The following is a 22,177-nucleotide window of genomic DNA, read 5'->3' on the forward strand; positions in this document are numbered from 1 at the left end:
TGATATAAAAATCTCTCGCTCAAAGGCTGAAAACATCTCATAGCCCAATTACCTTGTTAATATGAGGCAAAAGTCCCGGTAGTGTAGGCAAGCTGAATAAGTTTTAGTACATAAAGAATGCTGACCAGTTCTGATTTTGTTGCTCTATGCCAAATCCAAGTTGCCGCGCTCACCCAGAGGTTGGGAGCGGTATGGAGCATGGTTTATTTGACAGAGGAATTGGTAGAAAAAGAAAGCAGCCAAGCTAAGTTAATTCCCGTATTTGCTTATCCCGATTTAGCTGCTTGGCAAAAAGCAAAGGTTTCAGGAGGGATGCTACACGAAGTAAGGGAAAATACTTCACCGAAGTTACTACCAAATATTGCCCCTACCTCTGTACCATTGCCAGCCAGAGAATTTTGGCAAGCGCCAACGCCGTCATTAAGCCCTACTAGACAAATTGTATTGCCATTAATTTATGAAGGGATGTTGATGGGATTGCTCGTAACTGGGAGAGAAGACAGAGCCTGGAATGAAGCCGAGCGTCAAGAAATTGAGACCATTGCTCAAACTTTAGCGATCGCTTGTTCGTTAGATCGGCGTAGAGTTTGGGTAGAGCAGCAATTGTCAAAGCAGCAGCATTTACAGCAACAGCAAAGAGATTTACTAGATAACTTATTACATCAATTCCGCAACCCTTTAACGGCGCTGCGAACCTTTGGTAAGCTATTGCTCAAACGCTTTGCCCCCGACGATGCGAATAGAGCCGTAGCGGATAATATTGTCAGAGAAAGCGATCGCCTGCAAGAATTGCTTAAACAATTCGATCGGGCAATAGATTTGACGGTGGATGACTTAGAAGCCCAAAAAGCTTTAGCTCCGGCTTTAACTAAGGTAAAATCTTTGCCATTACTGACGGCGGCAAATAGCCAATTATGTGTAGTTGCCAATGTATTAGCGCCGCTTGTAGAATCAGCACGGGCGATCGCTCTTGAGCGAAATTTACGTTTAGAAGCAGACATTCCGATGAATGCACCCGCCGTCAAAGCTGACGAAGGAGCTTTAAGGGAACTATTGAGCAATGTGATTGATAATGCTTTGAAATACACTCCCAAAGGCGGACAAATTAATATTCAATCTGGCATTTGGGGAGACAGTTTACAAGGTATAGCCATTAGCGATACTGGGTTAGGAATTCCCCCTGCTGATTTGGGAAAAGTTTTCGAGCGGCATTACCGAGGAGTACAGGAAAATTCAGCAATTCCGGGTACAGGATTGGGACTTGCGATCGCTAAAGAATTAGTAACACAAATGCAGGGTGAAATTGAAGTTTTCAGCCCTGCATCTAATGGGTTAGGAACAAAGTTTATAGTTTGGTTGCCCCTATCTTAGCGATTTAGCACCAAATTAGAAGTTAGGGTTAGTTGCAAGTCCGTATCAGGGTCGATGGCGATTAAATCGACAACTTTTCTGCCTAGAAACAAGCCGACCAAAGTGCCAATACCCGCACCGCCTAAAATTTCTTCCGTTGCCAACGCGCGATCGCCGGTTACGGCTGAAATTGCGGCAGCAGCAGCAGCCCCTAAAGCCGCATTTTTAACTACATTCCCCACATTAATACCTTTGCGGATGCGCTCAGTTTTGGTAATTACGTTTGAAGTAGCGCTAATGTTATATTTCTGACCATCAGGAAATACTAATTCTTGAGCATAAAATTGCGAGCCAAATTGAGAGCCATTATTTGCTGGGCGCAACTCTCCGACTACTTTACTGCGTGCAGGGATTAAAACTGTGCCGTTACTGGTAACAACGTTTTGTGCCACTGTCAAAGTTAAAGGAGCAGTTTCTTCCCTTGTGACTAAGATTCGTTCTGCTTGGTCGTATTTAACCGGGATAGTAGTTCCTGACGGAATTGTTATCGCTTGGGGTGTAGTGGGAGTAGTGGGCTGGGGTTGCTGACCGACAACGTAAGCAGAATTAATCGCCGATACTTGCCCCGCATCTACCAAAGCTTGGTAGATAAAAGCTGATACATCAGCGCGGGTTGCTGTACGAGTTGGGTTGAGGAATCTAACATTGGGGTAATTGACTACGATTCCTTTTTCTGTTGCGGCGGCAATAGGGTTACGAGCGTAGCTAGTGATACTGTTATCGTCGCTATAGTATTGGCTGAGAACCGTTGAATTGTTGGAGTTGTAATCTAAACCACTAGACAAAGATACTAAAACTTGTTCGCGGGGAATATTTTGTTCTGGTTGAAAGCGATTTCCTGGGTAGCCGGAAAGAAAACCTGTTCTATAAGCTTCTTGAATGGCACTAGATGCCCAATAATTTGCTGATACGTCAGTAAAATTAATGGCATTGCGTTCGGGGCTTTTTGCAAAAGCTTTACGGACAATCGCCGCAAATTGGGCGCGGGTTACGGGTTGATCGGGGCGGAAAGTATTATCAGGAAATCCAGCAATAATATCGCGTCTAGCAAGTTCGGCAATAAAAGGACTTGCCCAATAATTGCTAGATACATCATTAAAACTTGTATTTTGAGCAAAAACCGGGGCAGAGATAAATAGAGGTGCGACACTACCCGCACTGAGGGCGATCGCCATTAGTCCGGCGGTTCCTGCTTGTAAGCGATTGATAAAAATAGCCATTAGTAAAGATTCCTCGTAAAAGATTTATTCATTGTTCTCTTAATAGCTTAGATTTTAAAAAATGTAAATTGTTCCTTTTTTTTCTCTCTCTCTAGACACATTTATTTAATTTTTAAAAAAATTGCAAATCTACCTATTTAAGTGCAAATTTAAGCATAAAGAGGTTCTAAATAGCAAGACGAACTTTAAAATTGTAAGTTTCCTTCGCTGCTAACAATATTTTTAACTAAGTAATGTTGCAATAAGCCAATTATTATTTCTGGCATTTCTAAATGAGGCAATACACCTACTCCAGAAATCTCTTGAATCTCAATTGTGGCAGGATTTAGTTGTGCTAAACGTTGCCCTAGTTTTATATCTGTAAACTGTGCAGATTTCCCCCACAACATAACTGTAGGAGTAGTTAAGCGTTGAATATATAAAGACAAATCAAAATAAAGATCGCCCCGTAAAAAAGCAAGAGCGGCATAAATAGCATTAGGCTGTTGGGCGCAAGCCAGATAAGCTTGGACTATTTCTGGAGAGAGGCGGCTAGGATTGGCAAACAAAAATCGTTCTAGAAAACTACGCACGGCAATTTCATTTTCAGCGCCCAAAGTGTAAATTAAGCGATCAAGAAATGGTGTATTGATAACTTGTAATGGTATTCTGCGCCCCGCACCTTGTCCAAAATCATCAAACCCTGATGGCGAAACTAAGATTAAAGCCTTAAATAAATGTGGCTGTTGGATTGCTAGGCGAATAGTTATAGCTGCTGTTAGAGAAGACGCGACAACGATCGCCCCAGAAGGACAAACAAGGGAGATAAATTCGGCAATAGTTGTTAGGTAATCGTCAACTACATAGTTGCGTACAGGATGAGCAGATGCACCCCAACCAATTAAATCTGGCGCAATAACGCGGTAGTTGTTAGTAAATGCTGGATAAACCTTAGACCATTCGTAAGCTGAAGCACCACCGCCAAAACTATGTAGAAATATTAACGGCGGTAATTGCTGTTCTAAGGCATTTACAGCGCTGTAGTAGACCATTTTTCCTAAAGAAGTATTTACAGCTTGTTGAATAAAGCCAGGCGGTTGAAATTGCAGCATAGTTATAGGAATATTTGAGTTAAACATCTTAGAAATCGCTACTATGGCAATTTCAGAAATCGCCATAGGTTCTCCGCCAGTTGTCAGCTTGTTGAAACTTGATTTTGGCGTAAAGTCTTGCGCCGGGGATACTCCCCGCGCAGAGCTTTACAGACTGGGCGGCTTGTTTATCTTCAATGCGATCGCCTACAAACATAATTTTGTCGGCTTTGTGCAAGTCCATCACTAGCAATAGCATTCCGGGGTTTGGTTTGCGAAAAGTTCCCGATAGTGGATGTTTGCTATAGTCTTTTACTTCTTTTGGAGTGACGCAAAAGCATTTTTTTCCGGCAAAATCTGGGCAAAAGTAAACTTCTTCAATTTCTGGGAGTAGAATCATTGTTTGCTGTTGTTCTTTGACGCAGCTAGTTAAGGATTTTTTACCCGCTTCTACACCCGCTTGATTGGTTACGCCGATTACTTTCCAGCCTTCGCTTACAAAATAGGCGATCGCACCATCCGCCCCTGGGATAACTTTTTGATCTCCCGGACGTTGGATAAACTTATTATCAGAACGAGGCGATCGCACTGTTCCATCCATATCGACAATCAAAAGGTTTCCAGTATTAATAGTTTTTATATCTTCCTGTTCCATCGCTTAATTTTAAACTAGAAAATAAGAAGGTTATTAAGGTAATAATTTATAATGGACAGACAAAACATTTCAACTGGAAGCCATTGGGAGCCAATTGTAGGCTATTCGCGGGCAGTTCGGATCGCTAACTTTGTTTATGTTTCTGGTACAACCGCAACGGATAATAGTGGCGCAATTGTCGGTGTGGGCGATGCTTATAAGCAAACTATCCAAATTCTGCGAAATATTGAATCTGCATTACAATCGGCAGGCGCAAGCTTGAATAGTATTGTTCGCACGCGAATTTACGTCACGAATATTGATGAATGGGAAAAAATCGGTAAAGCACACGGCGAATTTTTTAGTGAAATTCGACCAGCTACAACAATGGTAGAAGTAAAGCGCTTAATTTCCCCTGAGATGTTAGTAGAAATTGAGGCTGAGGCGTTAATTGATGAATTTTACAAAGTAGTATGAATCAAAAAAAGCCCTCGTGGGATATCGGTAGATTTGTAAAAACTCTGGCTTACTTTGACATTATTCCGTTTATTGGCTGCCTGCAACGGTTGCTCTCAGGTAACGATAATAAAAATAGGTTTATTGGTAAAAGTATGGGAATTGTTTTAGTAGCTGGGGCGACAGGTGGCGTAGGTAAGCGCGTAGTACAGAAATTAGTCGATCTCGGTTATCAAGTGCGGTGTTTGGTCAGAAATTGCGATCGCGCTAAATCAATTCTTCCCCAAAATGTAGAATTAATCGAGGGTGATATTACAAAGCCAGAAACCTTAACACCGGAACTCATGGCAAACGTACAAGCAGTAATTTGTTGTACATCGGTAAAAGTTCAGCCAGTGGAAGGAGACTCGCCAGATAGGGCTAAGTACAATCAAGGGATTAAATTCTATCAGCCAGAAATTGTCGGCGATACACCGGAAAATGTGGAATATTTGGGCGTAAAAAATCTCGTTCAAGCGGCGGCGAAGTATCTCAATAAATCTACAGACAAACTTATATTTGACTTTGCTAATCCCTCGACGGATTTAAAAGAGATTTGGGGCGCAGTGGATGATGTGGTAATGGGTGGCGTGAGTGAAAGCGAGATCAAATTTGTTGATAATATGGCAGTATTTACAGGCAATGTATCTACTCAAAACTCCGGGGGTTTTGCCTCTGTAAGAACTAAAAATATTGCGCAGCCATTTAATTTATCTAACTATGAAGGTATAGAACTGCGCGTTAAAGGCGATGGTCAACGTTACAAATTTCTAGCGCGTACAGAGTCAAAGTGGGATGGTGTCGGCTATTCCTACTCTTTCGATACCGTAAATAATAGTTGGATAGATGTACGGATTCCTTTTAACCAATTAGTGCCAGTGTTTCGGGCTAAAACCTTAGATACTAACGAATTAATCAACGCTCAAAATATTTGCTCTTTGCAATTAATGCTCAGTAAGTTTGAGTACGACGGCGAATTAAACCCCAACTTTACGCCGGGTCATTTTGCTTTGCAAGTAGAATCGATTAAAGCTTATGGTGGTGAAACCTTGCCACAATTTGTCTTAATTAGTTCGGCGGGTGTAACTCGTCCCAATCGTCCCGGTATCAACCTTGCAGAAGAACCCCCCGCAGTGAGAATGAATGAGCAATTGGGAGGTATTCTAACTTGGAAATTGTGCGGGGAAGATAGTTTAAGAGAAAGTAAAATTCCTTATACAATTATCAGACCTTGCGCGTTGACGGAGGAAACTGGCGTTCAAGAATTAATATTTGAGCAAGGAGACAATATTAGAGGGAAAGTTAGCAGAGATGCGATCGCACTCCTTTGTATTGAAGCATTATCCCAACCTCAAGCAAGCAATGTAACTTTTGAAGTCAAAGCTATCGAAAGTACCAATCCATCGAACAATTGGCAACAATTATTTGCATCTTTACAACCAGACTAACAATGTACAAGAAAGTTTTAATACTTTGTCTCACAACAATTTTGGTAATAATTAGCTGGTATGGGTTAAATAGTGCGGCTTTTTCCCAATCATCACAGTTTAACGTCCAAGCAGACATCTCTAGGATAGAATCGCGGCTAAATCGTCTAGAAGCTCAAATTAGCCAAATAAGTAGAGGACAAACCCCCGTATCTCCATCTCCATCAAATTCCGGGCGCAAACAGCCACAATTGAGCCGCGAACAAATGTTTGACAATCTGGCGACTTTAGCAATTGAAACCAAAGATCAAGTAAATAAATTGCAAGCTCGTGTTTCTAAGCTAGAAAAACTCCTTAAGAATTAGTTATGACTAACTCAGATACTTTTGAAGGCGGTTGTCATTGCGGCGCAGTAAGGTTTCGAGTAGTTGTAGACAAATATAAAGTAGATGAATGCAACTGTTCAATTTGTTTAAAAAAAGGGTTTTTGCATTTAATTGTCCCCTCTGAAAGCTTTACTTTATTGCAAGGTGTGGAAGCCTTAACCACTTATACGTTTAATACAGGCGTTGCCAAACATACATTTTGCCGAATTTGTGGCATCCATAGCTTTTATACACCGCGATCGCATCCCGACGGTTTCAGTGTCAATCTGCGCTGTCTGGATGGCGAAAACACCCTATCTCGCTTTGAAATAGTCCCTTTTGATGGTGCAAACTGGGAGCAAAATATTCACAACCTAGACTCATAATAGTTTATTTACTTTAAAAAGCCTAAAATAGTTTGTTAGTGTCGTCAATTTCAATATTAGAGTTGTATTCATACATATAAATTTATATCTAGACACCAAACAGGTAGCGATAACTGTTTTATTTTAATAATAAATTCGTTGTATATTAATAAATAAAGACAAATAAAATAAGTACCAATGTATTTAAGTACCGAACCTAATACTATACCCTATGATGTTACTAGAAATACTACTTTAAACAGCCTAAATTTGAACTGGGGTGAGAAAGAATTACCGGAAAAAGAGCGGACAAAGCACGTTCATAGACTCCATCCATATTTAGGTAAGTTCATTCCTCAATTAGTTGAAATTTTCCTACGAAAATACTTTATAGCTGGTCAAACTGTTATAGATCCTTTTTGTGGATCTGGCACCACTTTAGTTCAAGCTAATGAACTTGGGATTAACTCAATTGGTTATGATGTTTCCGCATTTAACATACTTCTAAGCAGAGCCAAAACTACTAAGTACGATTTGTTAAAAGTTCACAAAGAAATTATGGATATTTTTAATAAAACTTATAGTATGACTCAAAGAGGGTCTCAACAACTCTATTTATTAGAAACAAGTTGTAATAATAATGTACTCTCACCAAAAACAGAAGATAGTTATCTTACCCAATGGTTTGCACCGCAAGCTTTAAGCGAGTTGTTAACATATCTCCAATTGATTGAAAATGAAGAATATGAATATCAAAATTTACTTAAAATTATACTTTCACGTTCAGCGCGTTCTGCTCGTCTGACTACACACTTCGATTTAGATTTTCCTAAAAAACCTCAAAATGAGCCTTACTGGTGTTACAAACATTCTAGAGTATGCCAACCTACGGGAGGAGCATTAAAGTTTTTAAAAAGATATAGCCTTGACACCATTAAAAGAATTGAAGAATTTTCGCACATACGCACGAATGCTACAACAATTAGCTGTCATGCAGATAGTCGTAATACACCTCCTCCTTTGATACATGGAGCAATTACAAGTCCTCCTTATGTTGGTTTAATTGACTACCATGAGCAACACGCTTATGCTTATCATTTATTTGGATTAGAAGATAAAAGAGATTGGGAAATAGGAGCAGCAGTTAATGGTTCAAGTAAAAAAGCTCAAAAACAATATCAAGAAGATATTGCGGCAGTTTTTCAAAATGTAATGGGTTCTATGCAAGCTGGAAGCCCTCTGATTGTAATAGCAGGTGACAAAGCTAATTTGTACAGTGGGATAGCAGATATTTTAGGTGTAGAAGTAGAAGCTATTATTCAGCGCCATGTTAACCGTAGAACAGGAAGGCGATCTGGTGAATTTTATGAATCTGTGTTCATTTGGCGAAAGCGTTAAATAGATAAAATCGAAATTTTCATGAGAGGATTTTACATAAATGGCTGACTCGCAGGAAATGAAACTTGCTATCCAATCTGTTATCAAAATAATGATGGATAAGGTGATGAATAGAGTGCTTAATACAGATCCTTTTATAAAGGAAAAATATCAAGCTGATAAACCTCTCTATGCAGCATTAATTCCTGATGAAATATTTAAGGGTTCGCATTTTGAAAGAAGATTTGTTACTTCATTTGGGAAGGCGTGGGAAACATTAGCTGTAGTAGCTGCAAAAGAAGGCTTAGGTTATGGAGTTGTGGGTCATAGTATCAGTGGAACAGTTAAAGAAGAAAGGCTTAGAAGAATTACACAAGTGTTAAATAAGCTAGAGCATCCAGAAAAAGGACGAAAGAGAATAAAACCGGATTGGAATGAAGAATTAGCCTTTATTTTAGAAGGTGGTGGAGAAGATATACCCGTAACTATAGTGTGTGATGTTTACGCAGAGGATAGAGTAAATAATAAAAGGTATGCTTTCGAGCTTAAAGCGCCACTTCCTAACAGCGACCAAACTAAAGTTAGTAAGGAAAAAATTCTGAAACTCCGTAGCATGGAACCATTAAAAATTGATGGAGCCTATTATGCACTACTGTATAATCCTTATGGGCGTAAGGAAGATTATGCTTGGAGTTTCCCTGCCCGATGGTTCAACATGAGAGAAGATGAGGTCGTGCTTATAGGGAATGAGTTTTGGGAAAAAATAGGTGGTACAGGCACTTATCAATCATTTATTGATGCTGTGAATGAGATAGGTAAAGAATACAAAGAGAAGATATATAGGGAATTTTTAGAGATTGAACCTCCATCTGATATTGACAAAGGAAAACTTTAGCAATCAAGATGTGAGAATTTAAGTCAAAAATAATCGTTACTTTGAACAAAAGTACGGATTTTCACCCAAGCCATTAGCTAACGCCCAAGAAATAGAACTTTATACTAGAAGTAGACCAAATAATTTCACTTGAGGGAAGGGCATGGCTCCAAATCCCGCCATCATGGAGGCTGTGGAACAACTGGGTTATCGCGTCACTGTTGGCGACGTAGCAACCCAGGCAGGATTTAATGTAAATTTAGCCGAGCAAGGACTACTCGCTCTAGCCACCGATGTCGGCGGACACCTGCAAGTAGCCGAAACTGGGGAAATTGTTTATCTATTTCCCAAAAACCTACGGGCGGTTTTGCGAAACAAGTTTTTGCGCTTGCGCCTGCAAGAGTGGTGGAAAAAAGTTTGGCGAGTCTTGTTTTACTTGATTCGTATATCTTTTGGAGTTTTATTAATTGCTTCCATTGCTCTAATTATTGTCACCATTTTTGTAATTTTGACTGCCGCTAATCAAAATAACGATGACGATAATAGCAATAGCGATCGCAGTTACGGCGGCGGTAGTTCATTTTTTATGCCTTACTACTGGATTGGCCCTAATTGGTTTGGGGTATTCTCTCCAGACTACGATAGGCACTACCAAGAGCGGCGAGAAGAAGAAAGTCAGTTAAACTTTTTTGAAGCAATTTTTTCGTTTCTATTTGGCGATGGCAACCCAAACGTGGATTTAGAAGAACGCCGCCAGAAAGAAATTGCCGCCGTCATTCGCACTAATCGCGGAGCAGTGGTAGGAGAGCAAATAGCGCCTTATTTAGACAATATTGGCTCCGGCTACGTTCAAGAGTACGAAGACTATATGTTGCCTGTGCTAACTAGGTTTAATGGGCAACCAACCGTTAGCCCCGAAGGACATATTGTATATGTGTTTCCTGAGTTGCAATCTTACGCTTCAAGGCAACAGCAGCTTTTAGCTATTCCACCTTACTTACAAGAATTGCCTCAGCAATTTAGCGCTGCAAGTTCGGGACAACTAGGGTTAAGTATTGGGCTAGGAGTGCTGAATTTAGGCGGAGCATTATTTTTAGGTAGTTTGCTATCAGACATAGCCACCGCCGGGGGGCTTGTGGGCTTTGTCCAGGCTATCTATTGGCTACTACTAGGGTACGGAGCGGCTTTTTTGGGCGTGCCTTTGGTCAGATATTTCTGGTTAAAGTGGCGCAATACTAAAATAAGCGATCGCAATGCTCAACGCCAAGAGCGCAGTTTACAATTAGCCGACTCCACCGTTAAGCAAAAAATTGCCTACGCCCGTCAATTTGCCGCCCAAAACGTCATTGCTAACGAGGATTTAGCCTACACTACCGAAACCGATTTGCTAGACCAAGAAGCTGAAAACTCAGACTCTATTGACGCGGAGTGGCAGCGCCGATTAAGAGAATCTGGGTAATGGGTAATGGGTAATGGGTAATAATTTTCAATGACCAATGACCAATTACCTAGCTTTAATCGTAGTAAGTTTAGTCCCGTTGTAATAATGCCCCAAAATCTGTTTGTAAGTGATACCTCGCGCTGCTAACTTGTAAGCGCCCCACTGACTCAGCCCTAGCCCATGACCCCAACCGCGCCCATCAAAACGCAACCCTGTGGGTTCTTGAGTAATCTTAAAGCGCGTACTCTTTAACCCCAAAGCGTTGCGTACTGCTTCCCCTTTTAACTCTTTTGTACCACTTGTCCCTACAATTTTCATCGATCTAAGGCTGCCATAGGGAGTAAGAGTAGGGGTAATTGAAACTACATTGCCTACCCCGGAAATCCGCTTATTTAGCTCCTCTGGTGAAAAGCTTTTCACCCACTGGCATTGAGTTACATCTTGATCGTAATCTGGTACGCCACGCAGATAAGGCAAGGCTTCAGACCACACATCTTCTACATTTTCTGTATGTCCACCCGAACAAGCATGAAAAACTGACAAAATTAACTGATTATTGTAAGTTAGTACCTGTCCCGCCGTCGTATTTACTGCTGCTTGGGTGCTACTGAATTCCTTAGCGACACCTCTATAAACTTGGGATGATTGAGTATTGCTGACATCGTAAGAGGCATTGCGTTGATTTTGACGCTTATAGACAGCATAGGTACGCGCCGCCACCGCTTGAGCTTTGAGAGCTTCTAAGGGCCAACTGGCACTCATTTCACTACCTAGGACGCTGTAAAGATATTGTTCGAGATCGACATAATTAATTGCCGTTAATCCTTTTTCTGAAGGAATTACTAAAACTTCGCCCCGATACCAAGAGTCGCCTATATATACGTAACCCCCCGCCAATGGTTCAATCCACACCGCGCCAGAGCGCATGGTGTCTAAGGCTACTCCTCCCTCGCTGGGGGTCGCATAAAAGGCATTCATTGCTGCAATGTCCCCTAGTTTTCGCCCAGAAACATCCTTAACTACAGCATTGGTTGAACTACCAACTTTGAGCCGATCAATACCTTTTTCTACGGCAACTCTTAATTGTACTGCCGCTTGAGCCGGGACAGCTAAAGCAATCCACAGCAGCATAGTCAGCAACCAATGGTGTTTTGTAAGTTGAGCTAATAATAGGCGTAAATTCATGTAGGTCTTGCTCCAAATTAGGGGGTCGGTAGTAGTCAATTTCAAATAAACTAATATAAGCTAATAAATTAGATATTTTTCGTTAAAATCAGCAAATAATAAAGTTTTGTCCTGCTCTTCACTATACTTCCCGTGCCACCATAGAAACAGCGATCGCAAATAAGGTTGACTAACATCTAGTGCAGATTACATTTTTAGGAACAAGTTCCGGCGTACCAACTCGTTCGCGTAATGTTTCGAGTGTGGCTTTGCGTTTACCCCAACGAGGGGAGTTGTGGTTGTTTGATTGTGGTGAAGGAACTCAGCATCAAGTTATGCGTAGTGACTTAAAAATTAGTCAACTAACGCGCATTTTTATTACTCATTTACACGGCGATCACATTTTTGGTTTAATGGGACTTTTGGCTACCTGCGGTTTGGCGGGTAATACTAGCCACGTTGATATCTATGGGCCACCCAATCTTAACGAATATCTCATTGCTTGTCGCCGTTATTCTGGTACTCATTTTTCCTACCCTGTGCAAGTCCATACCGTTCAACCAGGGATAGTTTATGAAGATGATGAATTTACAGTAATTTGCGACTATCTCCATCATCGCGTTACTACTTTTGGCTATCGTATAATCGAAAAAGACCGCCCCGGACGCTTTGATATTGATAAAGCTAAAGCTCTAGAGATTCCCCCAGGGAGAGTTTACGGACAACTTAAGCGCGGGGAAATGGTGACTTTGCTTGATGGCAGAATTATTAACGGTAAAGATTTGTGCGGTGAAACGGAGATCGGACGGAAAATTGCTTACTGTACGGATACGGTTTTTTGCGATAATGCTGTGTCTTTGGCAATGGATGCGGACGTACTCATTCACGAAGCAACTTTTTCTCATGTAGATGCCGATCTTGCTTTTCAGCGATTGCATTCTACGTCAACCATGGCAGCGCAGACGGCTTTAGCTGCGGGAGTAAAGCAATTGATTATGACCCACTTTAGCCCGCGTTATGCTCCTGGTAATCCGATTGAATTTAAGGATTTATTAGAAGAAGCTCGTGCTATTTTCCCCAATACAAAAATGGCTTACGACTTTTTTAGCTATGAAGTACCGCGCCGGAGAGAACCGGAGCTAGTTTCAGTCTAAATGCTAACTTCCCCAAGTTTGATTTTCTAGGCGATCGCATATATCTGATAATTTTGCTTGACTATTGACAGGCAATCGCGGCGTGGGTAATTCCCAATTGGGCCAATTATCCAAATCTTTGCAAGGACACTCTAAGGGCAACATTCCCGCATCAACAAAGGGTACAGGCATCGTACAACGAGCGCAGGGCATTACCTGCCAAGTGTCGGTTAGTAGTTCTCTAATTGTTTCTTGCGTGCCTGCTAAATAACTATCGATCGCATCACAAGATGTAATTTGCTGCCAACATTCTTCAAAGGCTTGACTAAAATCTTCGCCCTGCATTATCGGTTGCGGTAATAGAGCTTTACCACTATCAGCGATTACTACTTTCTTGCCTAGTTGAAACCAGTAAGCAAGATACTGTTTAACTTCTTGTTCTGATGCCATTGCTTAAAAACTTGCTTTCTACAAACCTACTTGTTTCAAATATATACTACCGCTTAGATAAATTTGCTGCGGCAGCTACAAGCTTATTTTGACCAAGTTCTATAATTGCAATAATAAAACTTATGCAACTATGTCTGAAGAACTCCAGCAGATTATCCCCACCCCACCATCGCCGATTATTCCAGAAACCTTCGCCGCGATCGCCACTACGCGCGAATTTTACCGCGAAGTCCAGTCTCGCGATGCCATGAATGTTTATTGCGCCTGGTACTATACCACAGCCCAAAAGCATCGTCAAGAACTAGAGCAAATGCGCGGCGAGCTAAATATACTAAGTTGGTTTCGTTTTAGACGGCGCTAGGATACTACTTCTAATTCATCTTCCCGTAAATGCGCCTTGAATTTTTTAGTAAACTGGACGTAGACAGGCAGATTAGCACTTACAGGTCTACCATGCCATTCGGTTACAATAGCGATAACTTCCCCTTCTGAGCCTTTAAGGTCAAAAGCTTGACTGCGATGCTCTGGGTGATGGTAAACAATGATTGATTCAGTAATCCGAACTTTATCGCCAACTTTCATAAACCTGTAACCTAATAGTTCTCCAGAAACCTGCTATGACAGCCAGTTTTCCGTAATAATTGCGATTGAACAATCTTTCTATTTTTGCATAATAATGTCCTCAGTCTATTTTTGTAAGCAAATCTGGCGATTAAAAGTTTCTTGGCTAAAATGGACTCAGACTTAGCCTAGGCGCAAGTATTTTTTAAACCAATGCCAAAATGTTCATAACTTATACATTGGTATGGCTGATAGCTGGAGCAGTTTTGTGTTTGCTAGAACTGTTTTTACCGACAGCTTTTGTTGCCTTCATGATGGGAATTAGTGCTTTAATCGTAGGGTTAGTATCGGTGCTGATTCCGCAATTAAGTTTGCAAATTATCCTGTGGTTGGGGCTTTCTACAAGTTTTGTGTTGCTATCGCGGCGGTTTATGCCCAAAGCCAAGCAAAGCCGCAAGTTTCAAGATGCGGTTTTTGCAGAAACTTTGACAGCCATTGCTCCGGGGAAAGAGGGAAGGGTAATATACGAAGGCAATTCTTGGCGCGCGCGGTGTGAAGATAGAGATAATGCGATCGCGCCTTACGAAAAAGTGTATGTAGTTAGACGCGAAGGAACGCTTTTAATTGTCATTCCCGAAAATGTATTAGATTCCTAAAATAGGGACAAAATCATGGAACAGTTTTTTTTATTAATATTTTTAGCCTTGGGTGGCTCGGCTTTGGCGGGTACAGTAAAAGTAATTAATCAAAGTAATGAGGCTTTGGTGGAACGATTGGGTAGTTACAACAAAAAACTTTCCCCAGGACTAAATTTTGTCGCGCCTTTTATCGATAAGATTGTTTATCGAGAAACCATTAGAGAAAAAGTTTTAGATATTCCCCCCCAGCAATGTATTACCCGCGATAACGTCTCAATTACCGTTGATGCGGTGGTTTATTGGCGCATTGTCGATATGGAAAGATCCTATTACAAAGTAGAAAATCTAAAATCGGCGATGGTGAATTTGGTATTAACTCAAATCCGCGCCGAGATGGGACAACTAGAATTAGACCAAACTTTTACCGCCCGAAGTCAAATAAGCGAGCTTTTGCTGCAAGAATTAGATATATCGACTGAACCTTGGGGCGTAAAGGTGACGCGGGTAGAATTGCGCGATTTGATTCCGTCTAAAGCCGTTCAAGAATCGATGGAATTGCAAATGTCCGCCGAAAGACGCAAACGTTCTTCGATTTTGACATCCGAAGGCGATCGCGAATCTGCTGTTAATAGTGCCAGAGGTAAAGCTGAAGCGCAACTATTAGACGCGGAAGCTAGACAAAAATCGACAATTTTGCAAGCGGAGGCTCAACAAAAAACTATTGTTCTCCAAGCTCAAGCGGAGCGCCAACAGCAAGTATTGAAAGCTCAAGCTACTTCTGAAGCTTTGCAGATTATCTCCCAAACCTTGAAAACCGAGCCTAGCGCTCGTGAAGCCTTACAATTTTTACTTGCACAGCAATATCTAGAAATGGGCATGAAAATCGGTAGCAGCGACAGTAGCAAAGTTATGTTTATCGATCCGCGCAGTATTCCCGCAGCTTTAGAGGGAATGAAAAGTATTGTTTCGGACGGAGTCAAGCCAGAAAATCGCCCAACTTAGCCCATCAAAATTACTGTATCTATAACGTGAATTACGCCGTTATCTGCTTCAATATCGGCGGCGAGTACCGTAGCGTTTTTGACTTCAAAGCCATCAGAGCAATCTATAGGAATTGGCGAACCTTCAACGGAGGTTACAGAACCAAGTTTTGCGAGGTCTGCTTGCATCAATTTACCGGGTACGACATGAAAAGTTAGAATTCTGGAGAGTTGGGGAATATTTTGAATTAAAGTATGTATTGTTCCTGGCGGGAGTTTGGCAAAAGCATCGTCATTAGGGGCAAAAACTGTAAACGGGCCAGGACTTTTGAGAGTTTCGACTAAGTTAGCTAGTTGTACCGCCGTTACTAGAGTTGTAAAAGAGCCAGCACCAACAGCAATATCGACAATATCGGGCATTGAATTCACCAAACGATAGTTTAAAAAAGATCCAGAGTTGCGGAGATTCCCTTAAAAAGGAAATTTGGGGAAATCTCTTGCCAACTCACCGATAATCCTGACTTTGAATATCTCTTAACCGAGCTTCTGGGCGCTTAAATCTATCGATTTGACCTTCAAAAAAGGCTCGATTTGCCTGCAAATGTTTAGGATTTGTGTCATCTAAAGGATAAAGCAACGCCGTTCGCAATGCTTGAATTACCGCCGAAGTTACGCAGTACATAGAGCGCTGGAAACTAACCCCTAATTGAATCAACATATCTTGTTCGCCGCGACAGTAATTTTTGTAATACTCCACTAAATAAGGGGGCAAAAAATGCAGCATATCTTGCATTAGCAACGTTGGGGGAATCCCTGCCGTCCCCACAGGGAATACATCGGCGTATAAAATGCCGTAGTGAAAATCTTTTTGCTCTGCGGGTACTTGTTTAGCTTGGGCGTTGTAAGACTTTGTACCGCGAAAGGGTGCAGTCCGATAAAAAACCGCCTCCACATAGGGTAATGCTGCTTCGTACAGCCATGTAAAGCCGCAAGATTTGGGGATAATTTCGTACACTTCCCCGCGAATATAAACATGATGATATATTGGACGACCAGCAACCGCAAATATCCCATTTACAAGAAAATTCATTGCTTCCGGGACGCTGGTAATTTTACCTTCGTCGTATAAATCGCTCATTTCAAAGAAAACTGGAGCCATTACTTCCCAAAACAAGCCCAAATTGCTGTAATAAGACAGTTGGCGCACTTGCTCGATAAACATTTGGGGAAATAGCTTATACATTCCTAGCATAGCTGGATTGCCTTGGAAATAAGCTTTAATTGCGCGATCGCACGCTGCAATATATTCTGGTGTATCTAAATAAGGGTCAAACTTTCCCCCCATCCCGCGATGCCACAACATTGCCTGCATACAAGCTTCGGCAAATTCCATGTTAATGCGATCGTGCCATAAATGATGCAATAACTTGGGCATTTTTATGGTTTCGCCTTTTTCCATAAATGCCAATAGTTCAGGATGGGCAGTAGCTGCGCCTTTTTGCCAGATTCTTAAATCAGCATCTTCTCCCGCATAGTGATTGTGCAAGTCTAAATACTCTTGAGGTAAGAAGTATTTGAAAGCAGGTAAGGGGTTTAAAAATACGCGCTCGGCGATGTAAAGTAAATCGCGCCAGTAAAAATCCATCGGTACAGCATAGGCTTTGTATAAGCCAATAATCTGCATTAAATTCTCTGGCGTATCTGGAAGCATTGCACCACCTGCTTCTAAGCGGTGAATGACATGGGCAAATTCGTGAGTTGAAGGTGGAAGTTTAGTAGAAGTTGCGATCGTCATAGTTTTAGTTAGGAATTTCGGAAAGGATTACAGTTGCGGGAGTTTTTATAACTTCGATCCCCCCTAACCCCCCTTAAAAAGGGGGGAAAATAAAGATTTCTTTTTTAGGGTTTGGGGATTTGTTGTGTGTAAGTTCCAAGGATTGCAGTTGCGGGAGTTTTTATAACTTGCAATTCAGTTTTTACAGGAGTTGCAACCATCATAGTTGCAGTCGTTTCGCTCCAACGTACTAGCCAATTAGGTTGTACTCCTAGCACCAAAACGATCGCAGCTAATACCAAAGCTGGGACGCGCTCAGACCAGGATACTACTGGGTAGTAAGATTTGTAGTTGTCTAGTTTGCCGAAACAGGTGCGGTTGAGCAAAATTACAAAGTACACGGCTGTTAAACCCGTACCTACTACAGCAAGTAGCGTTAGTAAAGGGAAAACTGGGTAGCTACCCTGAAATACCATAAATTCCGAGATAAAACCTACCATTCCAGGGATACCCGCACTAGCCATCCCTGCATAAACTAATAAGAAGCTGACTCCAGGTAAACCGCGCAGAGGATTCATTAAGCCATTAAGAACATCTAAATCCCTTGTCCCGACTTTGTTTTCGACAACTCCGACTAAATGAAACAATAGCGCCAAAATTAAGCCGTGAGCAACCATTTGAGAAACTACCCCCACTAAACTTAGAGCATTAGCGGCAGCAGCGCCTAATAGAACGTAGCCCATATGACCGATGGAACTGTACGCAACCATCCGCTTTATGTCTTTTTGCGCGATCGCACTAAACGACCCATACAACACACCTATAGTCCCTAAAATCGCTAATCCCGGTGCAACAATTGTCCAAGTTTGAGGAAATAAACCCAAACCAAACCGTAATAAGCCATAAGTGCCTAATTTTGCTAGTATTCCTCCTAATAAAATAGCCACAGGCGGCGAAGCTTCAACATAGGCATCAGGTAGCCATGTATGTAGAGGAACTAAAGGAATCTTGATGCCAAAACCAATTAACAGCACTGTCAGTAAAATTAGCTGACTCTGCAAAGATAAGTTTTGAGTATGCAGCGCGTCGTAATTAAACGAAGTTGAACCACTTAACCAAGTAATACCTAAAAAGCCTGCCAGAATTAAAATGCCGGAAAATGCTGTGTAGATAAGAAACTTAGTTGCAGCGTAACCGCGCTTAGAACCACCCCAGATGTTAATTAGTAAATATAAAGGGATAAGTTCAAATTCGTAGAATAAGAAAAATAACAGCAAGTTTTGAGCGACAAAAGCCCCAGCTATTCCCGAATTGACAAGCAAAATCAAAGCATAATACAGGCGCGGACGTTCTACAGTTTTACTGCTACTGTAAATAGCAATCCAACTTAGCAAGGCGTTGAGAGCGATAAGCGGAAAAGATAAGCCATCAACACCTAACTTGTAGTCCAATCCTAAAGTTTCAATCCAAGGTAAAAACTCCTGAAATTGATAGCCTATAGTTGTGGTACTAAAAGAAGTTGCTAAATAAAGCGTCCATAAAAATACAGCAAAAGAAATAGCCAGCGCAATCGTTCTAAGCCTAGTTGCAGTAAAGTTTCCTGGCAAAAATCCGATAATTGCTGCACCTAATATAGGTATCCAAATCAAGGTACTGAGCATAAAACCTTTTTCTAAAGTCCCAAATTAAAAACGTTGTTGTAAGCTGACCAGTGAGGAAAACTTAAGAAAGCGCCAATGATCCCAATTCCAATTAAAATAGTTAGCGCGTAAAACTGAGATTGACCGGAAGTGCTGTACTTCAAGCTTTCTCCACCCAAAAGCGAAGCTAATCCCACCAAATTCACCGCGCCATCGACGATAAAACGGTCAACCCAAGCGACAATTTTAGAAACTCTATCCACTGCAAACACAATAGTAAAGCGGTAAATATCGGGAGTGTAAAAGTCGTAAGCAAACAAGTTTTGCAGCGCTTTCGACGGTAGTTGTACGGGTTTGGGTAAAGCATTACCTAGATAAATTACGCCAGCTATAGTGCAGCCAAAGACGCTTGACAAAAACAGCAGTATGGCGACATCTTTGTTCAAGTTTCCCCAGTTAGGTAGCAAAGATACGCTTTCTAAAACTAAAGGCAAATGTAGAGTAAAGCCTAGTAATAGCATCATGGGTAATACTAACAGCCACATTGCTTCCGGCGATCGCACTGTCATCTGTTTTGGCTTACCACCAAAAATTAACGAAAATATCCTGACTAAACTAAAAGCCGTCAAAGCATTGACAAGCAAAACTATTCCCACTAACCAAGGCTGAGTTATCCACAAAGTATCTGCTAAATTCAACAGCGCCCAAAAACTACCAAAAGGAGGACAGCCAATTAAAGCCGCCGTACCCCCTAAAAATGCCAAAGCCGATATAGGACGACGCGACCACAACCCGCCCATTTGCGTCAAATCTTGGGTAATATTATTCCAAATAATGCCCCCGGCGCTCATAATTAATAAACCCATTGCAACGGCATGAGTTAGAACTAATAACAACGCTGCATCATTTTGTCCCGTACCAACGGCAATAAATACTAAACCCATGTAAGCGCTAACAGAGTAAGATAGAGCGCGTTTGATATCAATTTGAGACGCTGCAATACAAGAAGCACCCACCGCCGTTACTGACCCAATTAACACCAACGCAGACATCGTTATCGGCGACAAGCTTAAGATAGGTTCGAGCTTTATTAGTACCCAAGCCCCCGTTGCTACGACTACAGAATTGCGTAATATCGTACTAGGAAGCGGGCCTTCCATTGCTTCATCTAGCCACAGATGCAAAGGAAACTGAGCGCATTTACCCATTGGCCCGGCAATTAATGCCAAACTAATCAAAGTAATTACTTTCGGGTCTGGGTGCGCTGTCGCCGCCCAATCGCCTAATTCCCAATAGTTCCAAGTCCCGGTTAAGGATAATAAGGCAATTACTCCCATTAGCAATACCAAATCACCCACCCGCTTAGTTAAAAAGGCATCTCTAGCCCCCGTAACTACCAAAGGCTGACTAAACCATAGCCCAACTAAAAGGTAAGTTCCCAAAGTTAGTATTTCTAGAATTACATAGCTAAAAAACAAAGAGTTACATAAAGCTAAAGCACACATCCCACATTCAAACAGTGCCAAAAGCGCATAAAATCGCGCCCACCCCCAGTCCATTTCCATGTACCCTACTGCATAAATCTGGGCAAGTAAATTCATCCCAGTTACGAGTAACATTGCGCCGACAGTGATAGTCGAAATTTCTAGCGGTAAGGAAATATCTAAATTTGCAACTTGCAGCCAAGGGATAATTATTTGTTTTGCTGGTTGATGCCAAGTTGCTGGGATAGCAACTAAGCTATGCACAAAAGCAATAAATGTCATTAATAAATTGATGTAACCCGCAGGTCTTGGCCCCGTGTTCCGAATAATTCCCGGCGACCAAGGTATCGTCAAAACCGCACCAATTAAGGCATACAAAGGTACAGCCCAGATGGTTTGAAGAAAAAATTGCGCCATCGGTATCAACTTTATATTGTTTTAAAACAAATTAACTTTCTAGAACAAATTTGTGCTTGTTCCATGTAACTTTAAAAATCTTAAATCCAAACAAATTCATGCTCTTTTTTAAGATTTAAGTTAAGTTAAAGCTTACCTTATAATAGTTGCATAAGTAAATTATTAATATAGCTGAATAATCAATAAAAATAATTAACTTTACTTATGTAAACAAGCTAGTTATTAATTAAATCAATGATTACCATTGATGGATTTTATAGAAATGTTATCGTCCAAAAAAGACACCGATAATTAAAGCCAAATTATTACAAGCCGTTATATGAAAGGAAATAAGCGCCTTTTGCCTCTAAAATCTAAATGTAAAAAACTACAATGTGACGTTTATAAGCCAGCAATTAGCAAAGTAAGTTGATAAATATAACGGATATATTTATAAATATCGGCTTCCATCTATAGTAATGATTAAAATATCCTATGCACCTTTATGATCGGTTTGAATAAGTTGGCATTGGTGGCACAAACCAAAAAATTCTAAAGTATGATAAAAAATCTTGAATTCATGGGCGTTGTGTAACTGAGTTTCCAATTCATGTACGGGACATTCATCAATTAGGATAGACTGACCGCACTGCAAGCAAGTAAGATGATGTTTATCTTGCTGGATCGAGCTATAAAGGGATTCTCCAGAAGCTAGAGTTCGCACCTGTACGACACCTTCAAGTTTTAGAGCTTCTAAGGCGCGATAAATTGTTGCTAAACCGATATTTTGGCTAGTACGCAATTCTATATAAATATCCTGAGCAGAAATCCCTCGATTGAGGGTTTTGAGGAGTTTAAGAATTCGCTCCTGGCTGCGGGTGCGTTCGGTTCTCATAAAATAATTGTTTAAGTGAATATATTAAAGTTAGTTTGGTCGCTCTTGGTTTTTCTTCTCCCTACTAAAACTACCTTTTGGCGGTAGGATAGCGTTTGTTGCTTTTCTAACCTCTACCTATGAATCGAAAGTATCAAGCTAATATCTATGTTACTCTGCGCCCCTCTGTTCTCGATCCGGCGGGAACTGCCGTACAATCGGGATTAAAGCATATGGGTTACGAACAAGTAGAACAAGTAAGAATTGGTAAGTATATAGAGCTTAAGCTTTCGTCAACCGATGAAAACGCCGCACGGCAACAATTAGATAAAATGTGTGAACAGCTATTAGCCAACTTAGTAATCGAAAATTATCGCTTTGACTTAGTAGAAATTGGAGCATAAA

Annotated in this window: 24 protein-coding genes; 13 read left to right on the plus strand and 11 right to left on the minus strand. The window is 41.2% G+C overall.

All coding sequences use genetic code 11. The annotated features are described in order from the left end of the window. The first annotated feature begins 117 nt into the window (after nucleotides 1-117). Nucleotides 118-1,371: a GAF domain-containing sensor histidine kinase gene (locus tag SYN7509_RS0205135; protein ID WP_009633201.1), complete on the plus strand. Its 1,254-nt coding sequence runs from the start codon at nucleotides 118-120 to the stop codon at nucleotides 1,369-1,371. Here the strand turns inward: SYN7509_RS0205135 and SYN7509_RS0205140 are convergent. From SYN7509_RS0205140 to SYN7509_RS25155, 3 genes are all read right to left on the minus strand, one after another. Continuing rightward, nucleotides 1,368-2,630 (minus strand): S-layer homology domain-containing protein, encoded by a 1,263-nt coding sequence (locus SYN7509_RS0205140; RefSeq protein ID WP_009633202.1) that lies wholly within the window; start codon nucleotides 2,628-2,630, stop codon nucleotides 1,368-1,370. The genes SYN7509_RS0205135 and SYN7509_RS0205140 overlap by 4 nt on opposite strands. Before the next feature lie 185 nt (nucleotides 2,631-2,815). Beyond that, nucleotides 2,816-3,787, minus strand: coding sequence for an alpha/beta fold hydrolase (locus tag SYN7509_RS25150; RefSeq protein ID WP_009633203.1), 972 nt, complete (start codon nucleotides 3,785-3,787; stop codon nucleotides 2,816-2,818). Then, a complete protein-coding gene (locus SYN7509_RS25155) occupies nucleotides 3,774-4,355 on the minus strand; it encodes an HAD-IA family hydrolase (RefSeq protein ID WP_009633204.1) in 582 nt (193 codons plus the stop codon). The genes SYN7509_RS25150 and SYN7509_RS25155 overlap by 14 nt, the downstream gene beginning before the upstream one ends. 51 nt (nucleotides 4,356-4,406) lie before the next feature. On the opposite strand from SYN7509_RS25155, the gene SYN7509_RS0205155 reads away from it, so the two are divergent. The 7 genes from SYN7509_RS0205155 to SYN7509_RS0205185 all read left to right on the plus strand — a co-directional run bounded on the left by SYN7509_RS0205155 (nucleotide 4,407) and on the right by SYN7509_RS0205185 (nucleotide 10,696). Further along, the gene (locus SYN7509_RS0205155) at nucleotides 4,407-4,811 is read left to right on the plus strand and encodes a RidA family protein (protein ID WP_009633205.1); all 405 of its coding nucleotides are present in this window, start codon (nucleotides 4,407-4,409) and stop codon (nucleotides 4,809-4,811) included. Further along, nucleotides 4,808-6,277, plus strand: a complete 1,470-nt coding sequence (locus SYN7509_RS0205160; RefSeq protein ID WP_009633206.1) for a CIA30 family protein — start codon at nucleotides 4,808-4,810, stop codon at nucleotides 6,275-6,277. Before SYN7509_RS0205155 ends, SYN7509_RS0205160 begins: the two co-directional genes overlap by 4 nt. Before the next feature lie 2 nt (nucleotides 6,278-6,279). Then, nucleotides 6,280-6,621, plus strand: coding sequence for a valyl-tRNA synthetase (locus tag SYN7509_RS0205165; protein ID WP_009633207.1), 342 nt, complete (start codon nucleotides 6,280-6,282; stop codon nucleotides 6,619-6,621). 2 nt (nucleotides 6,622-6,623) lie between these two features. Beyond that, nucleotides 6,624-7,007 carry a GFA family protein gene (locus tag SYN7509_RS0205170; RefSeq protein ID WP_009633208.1) on the plus strand — a complete coding sequence of 128 codons (384 nt, stop codon included), beginning with the start codon at nucleotides 6,624-6,626 and terminating at the stop codon, nucleotides 7,005-7,007. 177 nt (nucleotides 7,008-7,184) lie between these two features. After that, the gene (locus SYN7509_RS0205175) at nucleotides 7,185-8,384 is read left to right on the plus strand and encodes a DNA methyltransferase (protein ID WP_009633209.1); all 1,200 of its coding nucleotides are present in this window, start codon (nucleotides 7,185-7,187) and stop codon (nucleotides 8,382-8,384) included. Between the two features lie 40 nt (nucleotides 8,385-8,424). Further along, nucleotides 8,425-9,258, plus strand: a complete 834-nt coding sequence (locus SYN7509_RS0205180) for a TdeIII family type II restriction endonuclease (protein WP_009633210.1) — start codon at nucleotides 8,425-8,427, stop codon at nucleotides 9,256-9,258. A gap of 142 nt (nucleotides 9,259-9,400) precedes the next feature. Next, complete coding sequence (locus SYN7509_RS0205185) at nucleotides 9,401-10,696, plus strand: hypothetical protein (RefSeq protein WP_009633211.1); 1,296 nt, start codon at nucleotides 9,401-9,403, stop codon at nucleotides 10,694-10,696. A gap of 45 nt (nucleotides 10,697-10,741) precedes the next feature. On the opposite strand, the gene SYN7509_RS0205190 is transcribed toward SYN7509_RS0205185, so the two are convergent. Further along, entirely contained in the window at nucleotides 10,742-11,863 is a 1,122-nt protein-coding gene (locus SYN7509_RS0205190; protein WP_009633212.1) for a SpoIID/LytB domain-containing protein, read from the minus strand. Between the two features lie 179 nt (nucleotides 11,864-12,042). Here SYN7509_RS0205190 and SYN7509_RS0205195 point away from each other — a divergent pair, with 179 nt between their 5' ends. Next, on the plus strand, nucleotides 12,043-12,996 hold the full coding sequence (locus SYN7509_RS0205195) for a ribonuclease Z (RefSeq protein WP_009633213.1): 954 nt from the start codon (nucleotides 12,043-12,045) through the stop codon (nucleotides 12,994-12,996). Between the two features lie 3 nt (nucleotides 12,997-12,999). Here SYN7509_RS0205195 and SYN7509_RS0205200 read toward each other — a convergent pair whose 3' ends face one another. Continuing rightward, entirely contained in the window at nucleotides 13,000-13,425 is a 426-nt protein-coding gene (locus tag SYN7509_RS0205200; RefSeq protein ID WP_009633214.1) for a hypothetical protein, read from the minus strand. A 130-nt stretch (nucleotides 13,426-13,555) separates the two neighbouring features. Here SYN7509_RS0205200 and SYN7509_RS0205205 point away from each other — a divergent pair, with 130 nt between their 5' ends. Continuing rightward, nucleotides 13,556-13,786 carry a hypothetical protein gene (locus SYN7509_RS0205205; RefSeq protein WP_009633215.1) on the plus strand — a complete coding sequence of 77 codons (231 nt, stop codon included), beginning with the start codon at nucleotides 13,556-13,558 and terminating at the stop codon, nucleotides 13,784-13,786. Here the strand turns inward: SYN7509_RS0205205 and SYN7509_RS0205210 are convergent. Then, nucleotides 13,783-14,007, minus strand: a complete 225-nt coding sequence (locus tag SYN7509_RS0205210; protein WP_009633216.1) for a ferredoxin-thioredoxin reductase variable chain — start codon at nucleotides 14,005-14,007, stop codon at nucleotides 13,783-13,785. The genes SYN7509_RS0205205 and SYN7509_RS0205210 overlap by 4 nt on opposite strands. A gap of 200 nt (nucleotides 14,008-14,207) precedes the next feature. Between SYN7509_RS0205210 and SYN7509_RS0205215 the strand changes: the two genes are divergently transcribed. Both SYN7509_RS0205215 and SYN7509_RS0205220 read left to right on the plus strand, forming a co-directional pair. Next, entirely contained in the window at nucleotides 14,208-14,642 is a 435-nt protein-coding gene (locus SYN7509_RS0205215; RefSeq protein ID WP_009633217.1) for an NfeD family protein, read from the plus strand. A 15-nt stretch (nucleotides 14,643-14,657) separates the two neighbouring features. Further along, on the plus strand, nucleotides 14,658-15,626 hold the full coding sequence (locus SYN7509_RS0205220; RefSeq protein WP_009633218.1) for an SPFH domain-containing protein: 969 nt from the start codon (nucleotides 14,658-14,660) through the stop codon (nucleotides 15,624-15,626). Here SYN7509_RS0205220 and SYN7509_RS0205225 read toward each other — a convergent pair. The 5 genes from SYN7509_RS0205225 to SYN7509_RS0205245 all read right to left on the minus strand — a co-directional run bounded on the left by SYN7509_RS0205225 (nucleotide 15,623) and on the right by SYN7509_RS0205245 (nucleotide 21,793). Next, nucleotides 15,623-16,024 carry a fasciclin domain-containing protein gene (locus SYN7509_RS0205225; RefSeq protein ID WP_009633219.1) on the minus strand — a complete coding sequence of 134 codons (402 nt, stop codon included), beginning with the start codon at nucleotides 16,022-16,024 and terminating at the stop codon, nucleotides 15,623-15,625. The two genes, SYN7509_RS0205220 and SYN7509_RS0205225, sit on opposite strands and share 4 nt — an antisense overlap. A gap of 85 nt (nucleotides 16,025-16,109) precedes the next feature. Next, a complete protein-coding gene (locus SYN7509_RS0205230; RefSeq protein WP_009633220.1) occupies nucleotides 16,110-17,399 on the minus strand; it encodes a CO2 hydration protein in 1,290 nt (429 codons plus the stop codon). 104 nt (nucleotides 17,400-17,503) lie between these two features. After that, complete coding sequence (locus SYN7509_RS0205235) at nucleotides 17,504-19,039, minus strand: NADH-quinone oxidoreductase subunit M (RefSeq protein WP_009633221.1); 1,536 nt, start codon at nucleotides 19,037-19,039, stop codon at nucleotides 17,504-17,506. An 11-nt stretch (nucleotides 19,040-19,050) separates the two neighbouring features. After that, nucleotides 19,051-20,919 (minus strand): NAD(P)H-quinone oxidoreductase subunit F, encoded by a 1,869-nt coding sequence (locus tag SYN7509_RS0205240; RefSeq protein ID WP_009633222.1) that lies wholly within the window; start codon nucleotides 20,917-20,919, stop codon nucleotides 19,051-19,053. A 472-nt stretch (nucleotides 20,920-21,391) separates the two neighbouring features. Next, entirely contained in the window at nucleotides 21,392-21,793 is a 402-nt protein-coding gene (locus SYN7509_RS0205245) for a Fur family transcriptional regulator (RefSeq protein WP_009633223.1), read from the minus strand. A gap of 119 nt (nucleotides 21,794-21,912) precedes the next feature. On the opposite strand from SYN7509_RS0205245, the gene purS reads away from it, so the two are divergent. Further along, on the plus strand, nucleotides 21,913-22,176 hold the full coding sequence (purS, locus tag SYN7509_RS0205250; RefSeq protein WP_009633224.1) for a phosphoribosylformylglycinamidine synthase subunit PurS: 264 nt from the start codon (nucleotides 21,913-21,915) through the stop codon (nucleotides 22,174-22,176). Nucleotide 22,177 lies beyond the last annotated feature (1 nt).

It is taken from the genome of Synechocystis sp. PCC 7509, from assembly GCF_000332075.2.
Lineage (GTDB): Bacteria > Cyanobacteriota > Cyanobacteriia > Cyanobacteriales > Chroococcidiopsidaceae > Aliterella.